The sequence below is a fragment of the Lacticaseibacillus jixiensis genome (assembly GCF_042847315.1).
Lineage (GTDB): Bacteria > Bacillota > Bacilli > Lactobacillales > Lactobacillaceae > Lacticaseibacillus > Lacticaseibacillus jixiensis.
On record NZ_BAAFPR010000014.1, the window covers coordinates 60,365 to 66,640 of the forward strand.

General features: G+C 47.3%; 7 protein-coding genes. 2 read left to right on the forward strand and 5 right to left on the reverse strand.

Annotated elements, in window-relative coordinates:
* Positions 1–85: 85 nt before the first annotated feature.
* Positions 86–883 carry a type I methionyl aminopeptidase gene (map, locus tag ACGG90_RS09905; protein WP_390409016.1) on the forward strand — a complete coding sequence of 266 codons (798 nt, stop codon included), beginning with the start codon at positions 86–88 and terminating at the stop codon, positions 881–883.
* Positions 884–1,871: 988 nt separating this feature from the next.
* Positions 1,872–1,994 carry a putative holin-like toxin gene (locus tag ACGG90_RS09910; RefSeq protein WP_390409019.1) on the forward strand — a complete coding sequence of 41 codons (123 nt, stop codon included), beginning with the start codon at positions 1,872–1,874 and terminating at the stop codon, positions 1,992–1,994.
* Positions 1,995–2,352: 358 nt separating this feature from the next.
* On the opposite strand, the gene ACGG90_RS09915 is transcribed toward ACGG90_RS09910, so the two are convergent.
* From ACGG90_RS09915 to ACGG90_RS09935, 5 genes are read right to left on the reverse strand one after another with little or no spacing between them, the layout of a single operon-like run.
* Complete coding sequence (locus ACGG90_RS09915; RefSeq protein WP_390409021.1) at positions 2,353–3,144, reverse strand: hypothetical protein; 792 nt, start codon at positions 3,142–3,144, stop codon at positions 2,353–2,355.
* A gap of 45 nt (positions 3,145–3,189) precedes the next feature.
* Entirely contained in the window at positions 3,190–3,918 is a 729-nt protein-coding gene (locus ACGG90_RS09920; RefSeq protein ID WP_390409024.1) for a hypothetical protein, read from the reverse strand.
* Positions 3,896–4,249: a hypothetical protein gene (locus tag ACGG90_RS09925; protein WP_390409026.1), complete on the reverse strand. Its 354-nt coding sequence runs from the start codon at positions 4,247–4,249 to the stop codon at positions 3,896–3,898. Before ACGG90_RS09925 ends, ACGG90_RS09920 begins: the two co-directional genes overlap by 23 nt.
* Positions 4,230–5,264 (reverse strand): helix-turn-helix transcriptional regulator, encoded by a 1,035-nt coding sequence (locus ACGG90_RS09930; protein WP_390409027.1) that lies wholly within the window; start codon positions 5,262–5,264, stop codon positions 4,230–4,232. The genes ACGG90_RS09925 and ACGG90_RS09930 overlap by 20 nt, the downstream gene beginning before the upstream one ends.
* Positions 5,248–5,925 carry a hypothetical protein gene (locus ACGG90_RS09935; protein ID WP_390409028.1) on the reverse strand — a complete coding sequence of 226 codons (678 nt, stop codon included), beginning with the start codon at positions 5,923–5,925 and terminating at the stop codon, positions 5,248–5,250. Before ACGG90_RS09935 ends, ACGG90_RS09930 begins: the two co-directional genes overlap by 17 nt.
* Positions 5,926–6,276: the final 351 nt, after the last annotated feature.

Below are 6,276 nucleotides of genomic sequence, written 5' to 3' on the forward strand. Positions count from 1 at the left end.
AAGCCGCGTCTATGCGCGGCTTTTTTTTGTTATCAGTTGTGTTAAACTTGTTAAGAGACCAATACTAAACTAGGAAGTGCACATTTTGATCACTCTTAAATCACAACGAGAAATTGAAGGCATGGCCAAGTCCGGCGCGATTCTGGCTGGCATGTATAAGAAGCTGGAAGACATCATCCGTCCAGGTATCTCATCTTGGGAAATCGAGAAGTTCGCCAACGAATGGATCGAATCCCATGGTGCAACTGCTGAAGAAAAAGGGGTCGAAGGCTACAACTACGCCACTTGTGTTTCCATTAATGATGAAGTGGCCCATGCCATCCCGCGCAAAGGCTTGATGCTTAAGGAAGGCGACATCGTGTCGGTTGACTCAGTGGTCAACTGGCAAGGTTACATGTCCGATTCCTGCCGCACGTATGCTGTGGGCAAGATCTCCGACAAACGGCGCAAGCTCATGGAAATCACCAAGAAGGCCTTGTATTTGGGTATCGACCAGGCGCAAGTGGGTAATCGCTTAGGTGATGTGGGCTATGCGATCCAACACTTCACTGAAGACGAAAACGGCTACGGCGACGTGCGCGAATTGATCGGTCATGGCATTCAGCCGACCATGCACGAAAGCCCCAACGTTCCGCATTATGGCGAACAAGGCCATGGCTTGCGCTTGAAGGCCGGCATGACCATCACCATCGAACCGATGATCACCACTGGGACTTGGAAGATCGCCGCCAAGCAGGTACCGAATGAAGACTGGGAATATTACGTGACTGCTGATGGCTCCGATTGCGCCCAATACGAGCACACGATCGTGATTACCGATGATGGGCCTAAGATCTTGACCAGTTACGACCCAGAATTTGACGCCAAGTATTTATTAAAGTAACCAGAGCGCAGCAGCCCGCATTCAGCGGTGGATATAAGGCGGGATGACGTTTGGGCGTTCTTTGCCCAAGCGGCGTCACGACTTATATCACGCCGCGTTGGGCTGCGAAGCTCGACGATAACCAGAGCGCAGCAAAGCGAATTTAGCGAGTCAATTAGCCTAGCCCTCGTGCTTGTGGCGCACTATGCCACGAGTGCGGGGACGTAGCTAATTGCACTCGCGTTGCTTTGCGGAGCTCGACGAAAACCCAGAGCGCAACAGCCCGCATTTAGAGATGGGTATAAGATGGCCTGAGCTAATTGCACTCGCGTTGCTTTGTGGAACTCGACGAAGCCCACAGCGGCTAGGGCCCGGACCGAGGCAGCTTCGGCGCGCGGGGAAAGCGGCGGCGCAGGCTGTGCGGCCGGCTCCAACCACGCAAAGTGCGCGTGTTTTACGCCTAACTTTTGAGCTTTGCACTCGCCTGCGGCTCGCCTTGCAAATCTCAAAAGTTGCCGCGGGTGACGTCGAGCAAGCCTCGCAAAGTACGCGAGTCTTCCTGGACGTCACACGTTTCACGGCCTGACCGCCGCTTTCCCCGCGCGCCTACGCTGCCTCGGTCCTTCTGAATCTGGATTAGGATAGTTTCAGGTCGCGACTTAGCAATATTTGCAAAATCATCAAAAACGGGCGTCTCTCTTGGGGGACACCCGTTTTTCGATCCTTATAAAAGGTGTTATAAATAACAATAATATTAGTGGCTGTCACTGCTGAACACTTTGAGATCGTGCAGCCAACTCGTACCCAATAGTTTTCCATATTTCTAGTATATCAGGTGCTGCAGAACTTTCACACTTTAACTAAATGATCTGTTGATAGATAGCCCAGACGAAAGCTTGTATGGTAAAATAACAAAGCAGAAAGTTGATGACGGTTGGCAAATCCAATCACATTGTGAGGTGGTCGCCTATGGTGGACCTTCAAACTCTTAGTGAAAGGGGGTGCCTTGTTGATTCCAGTTACTGATGCGATCACGTTGATGTTGGCGTTTGGCAGCTTGATTGTTGCCATCCTCGGGCTAGTGGTCGAGATCATCAAGCTAACAGAAGACAGCAAAAAAGATCGTCGGTAAACTCGTGGCAGAGTGACTAAGACGATCCTTGTTAAAGTATGAATGCCAGCCGTCTTTAGCGGCCTGCAGGAGCGGTGTGTGCTAGCACACCGCTTTGTTATATGTACATTATATCATCCTTGCCAATGGTGTTCAAAGACAAGGCGGCATATACTTCCTCGTAATTTGCAACAATATTGACTCCCGTTGTTGATGTTGGCGTTTGACAGCTCGATTGTTGCTATCCTCGGGCTGGTGGTCGAGATCATCCAGTTAACTGATTTACAAAAACGTCCTGCAGTCGTGCTTGTCAACGGTTGTGGGACGTTTTGAAATGTTGAGACTGTCAGTAGCCAGCCCGATCAGCAACAACACTCATTTACCACTTTGCAATTGCCGCTTCCACGGCGTCATTAAGTTTATCGGCTTCGGCTGCAAAAGCTTCTTTGGAGGTCTGCCATGCGGCGTAATGGGTATAATTGAACAACAAAGCCTGAGGGAAAGCTTTCTGAATGCTTGGAGCATAATGTTGCACTTTTCCGCCAAGCAGGATAAACACAATTTGCTCCCCAGCGCCCAGCACCTCATGCAGTTCATGTTGAAGGCCCTGAATATTATAATCAACAGCTTCTGGATGTTCCTTGAGATAATCGATTAGCATTCCAGCGTCTTTTGTTGCCATGCCAGTGGCAAGCCATTTGCCATTTTCGTCAGCATTAAACTTGAACAAATCGGTCATATAAGCGCCGCTTAGTACTGAGGTATGGCCATTATGGGTAACAAACTCTGAAGGAAATGCTTTACTTTGATTGTTACCTGCATACTGATTTTGCAAGTCATAGTAAGCGGTCAGCTTCTTTAAGCGATCGGTCACTGACATTTTTTCGTCTTTAAGGACGTTATTGGCGGGTGTATAAGATCGATCCCCGTAATTCAAGCCTAGAATGATGACGCCTTTTTGCACTTGGCCAAGCAGTCGCGCGTTAAAGTCTTCCTCGTTCTTGGCGACAATTGGGATTTCGATATTTTGCATGATTTTCCGCTGAACCTCACTTATGTAATAGCCATTTGGCCAATAGGCAAAGCTGGCGATATGCGGATATGTCTCGCGAACCCGTTTGTATTCATCATATGTTAATTCATTGTTTTTCCGAAATTCTTCTGGTGTCATAATTTTTCTCCTACACGATATGTCTGTAATTACTTCAACTCGGTATCAATTTTGTCTGCTATACATATTCAGTATCGGCCATACACCGTGTTTCTTGCCGTTGGTGTAATAATAAGCTGTCGTATAATGCGGCAGCCACAGCTGTCCTGAAACTTCAGGTGCAGTATAATCATCCGGCAGGAAGCAAAAAGCTGTGTCATTAGCTTTAAGACAAGCTACCACCTCCTTAATATCTGGAAAAATGCCCGTCTCGAATTTACCATTTTTAGGCGTGGGTAGTCTAGAACCAATCACCATATGATAGAAATTCTGGAATGCTTGTTCCTTATCGTAGTGTCCGTTGGCATCCATCAGACCCGTTTCTTGACATGCTTTGATGGCTTTATTCAAGTTCCAGTTGTCATAACTTCTCACCCAGCCGCTAGATTGTAGGGTCAGCTTAGGAGGCAACTTCTGATGAGGACGCTCCCAGTTGCGAACCGCCCAGTATAACTCCTGCAAACGATCGCTGTAGTCCTCATAATAATCACCGCCATAATCATCATCGGGATAATCTTCTTCCTCAGGCAGCGCTTCTTCATGCAAAGATTGGTCGAAAAAAGGCACAAAACGAATCGACCGGCCCTCAGGCAGCTGCAAAGGCATGCCATGGCCGGCTGCCATTTCTTGGGCCAGCCATTGCCACACAATGTCGTCAACATGGTCCGGCAGCTTCAGGCCCAAGGCAAAATACCGTTTTTGATACGCGGCTTTAATCGCTTCGATTGTTACCATTGTCACCGTCCTCCGTTTCGTCAATTTCTCCCGAGCGCCACTCAAAGCTTTCGTGTTCATCCAACTCGTTATATTCAATCGGATAAGCGTCAGTCATATTATAGAGATGAACATCCAAATCGGCAAAATCCTCATCAATATCGACGCAAGTAATCGTGCATATCACGTTGGCCGCATGGCGCTTGGTCGCAGGGAATGCAGCATCAATTCTTAATTTGGTATAGATGCCGTCATCGAATTCCATTGCAAAATTATCCGTAATGTTTGCCATGAGTTCGCTGAGCGGGTACTGCTTACTAAGGGCATAGAATTTAATTTTGATCCATGACATTTGCAGGTCCTCCATTATCATCAGTTTCAGCATACAGTTTAATAACGCCGGCAGCCTGTTCAAGCACTTTATCCTTCAGCTTTTGCGGCCCGAGCACTGTCACGGCGGTACCTTGACTTAATACCCACAGCACAATACTGGAAAGCCTGACCTGAGGAATCGTGACGAAGGTTCCTTGTTGATGCGGCTTCTTATCAAATTTTGCGGTGGGAAAAGCATCTGCCACCAAGTAGGGATAGCGGCGATAATAGAACTCTGCTTGCACGATCTCGCCGCTGCTTAAGAGGTAGGTGTTGTTGCGATGGGCCGCTAAATCATAATGGTGCGGGGGGATGAGACTGGTGTTAACCCGTAACCTTTCGATTTTAGAAAATCGATCAAGTCGGTATAAGGCATAATGATTTTGATGATTTTGCTGCGACCCTGGTTTGCTATGCTCATACATCGCACAATAATAATTGCCATGATCATAAAACAGGCAATCTGGGAAGCCGGTATGCGTCCGCTCATCATTTTGCAAAGTGGTTTTTCGCGTCGAACGATACATGAAGGTAACGGCTTGTTTCAAAGCAATCGCTTGGCTGAGCTTTTCAAAAACATAAATCACGTCAGCGGGTTGATTGTGAGAACGATAGGCTTTATTTGCTGTTGCCAGCATTGTCCTCACCTGTACTTGGCGCGACGGTGACAAAGCACTGATCAAGGTCGTAAGCAACGTATCTTTTTCAGCCGGCGTAAACGTGCCGCTTGCCAACAAGATGTGAGCAATCATGGTCAGCTGATTCGCATCGATCGAAGCTTCTAATTGATACTTGCCTATATTTTGGGTTAGAGACATACCGTTTTCATCGGCGACTTGTTTAATCAGGCCCATATCTCGAAAGAATGTACGGGTTGTGATTTGATACCTGTCGGTGATTTCGGCTTTGGTCAACTTCGCGCCGCGCATCAAGGAAAGCATTTCATTAAGGATCCGAATTGGATATTCATTTTCCTGTTCAATTGATTTCATCATGTGTTCCTTTTGAATACACATCGGACATCAGCACCTTGGCCCGGCCTTCTTCATCCTTTGTAAACAAGACATCGATTGGGAAACTTACTTGATCACGAATTATACGTGCCCAACCCATATAAGCATCAGGCAGCACCCAGAAAAACGGTTCAGGCAGGGTGTCAACCGTAATTCCTGGATACCATAAACCGGTTTGTGAATCAACACACAGCCGGGCATCAAGCAGGCGAAATTGTCGCTGGGCAATGTCTCGATCGAGATCAACACAGCGGTTGTCATACTTGGCGAGTTGCTGATCAGCGCCAAATGGATCGATTTCATAATGTGCGCCGCCAATCAGTTGGGTTGTGTTATGCAGCTGCAAAGCATCATCTGCCACATTCTTGCTTACTAGCGTACAAGTGCGGCAGGTCAGCTCAAAGGCAGTCACAGTATCCATAAAAGAAATGACATCCGAGCCAGCTGCCGGATGGCGGGCCAACGCCTGAAACAGACGGACTTGGAATTCTTCCTGCCGGTTGTGATCTGTCACGAGGCTGATTGCCTGGTTTGGGTCTTCTGTCGGGACCAAGCCAAAGCTAAAGCTGCCAGCATCGTACTGATAGCCTGAAATGAACTTGCCAGTGTTTTTTTCGACTAACCAAACTCGCTGTAATGTCATTGCAGCCAACCTCCTAATTTGTGTCCCTCAATCATTTACCTAGACATTATAAGATATGGTTATGACATCATGTGTCACTATTTCTGCGAATTTATCGGTTGTTGAAGTCCCCAAACTTCTTTAAGCACATCTGTCAACAAATCGCCTAACCATGACAAAAAGACCTCCTATCGTGGAGGTCTTTTTGAATGAGACATTTATTCTTCAACACCAGTTGGCCTTAAGTAAGCACCCAACCAAATGACGTTCAATAATCAAAAGCCCAGTATCTGAGAGGCGATTTTTCCTCTCAGATACTGGGCTTTGATCTTGATCTGCTGCCAGATTCTTATGACTGCTTCCAATTCCATG

Coding starts and splice junctions, on each gene's coding strand:
- ACGG90_RS09930 (WP_390409027.1), bottom strand. CDS start 5,264: ATGATGAAATCAATTGAACAGGAAAATGAATATCCAATTCGGATCCTT.
- ACGG90_RS09935 (WP_390409028.1), bottom strand. CDS start 5,925: ATGACATTACAGCGAGTTTGGTTAGTCGAAAAAAACACTGGCAAGTTC.
- ACGG90_RS09925 (WP_390409026.1), bottom strand. CDS start 4,249: ATGTCATGGATCAAAATTAAATTCTATGCCCTTAGTAAGCAGTACCCG.
- ACGG90_RS09915 (WP_390409021.1), bottom strand. CDS start 3,144: ATGACACCAGAAGAATTTCGGAAAAACAATGAATTAACATATGATGAA.
- ACGG90_RS09920 (WP_390409024.1), bottom strand. CDS start 3,918: ATGGTAACAATCGAAGCGATTAAAGCCGCGTATCAAAAACGGTATTTT.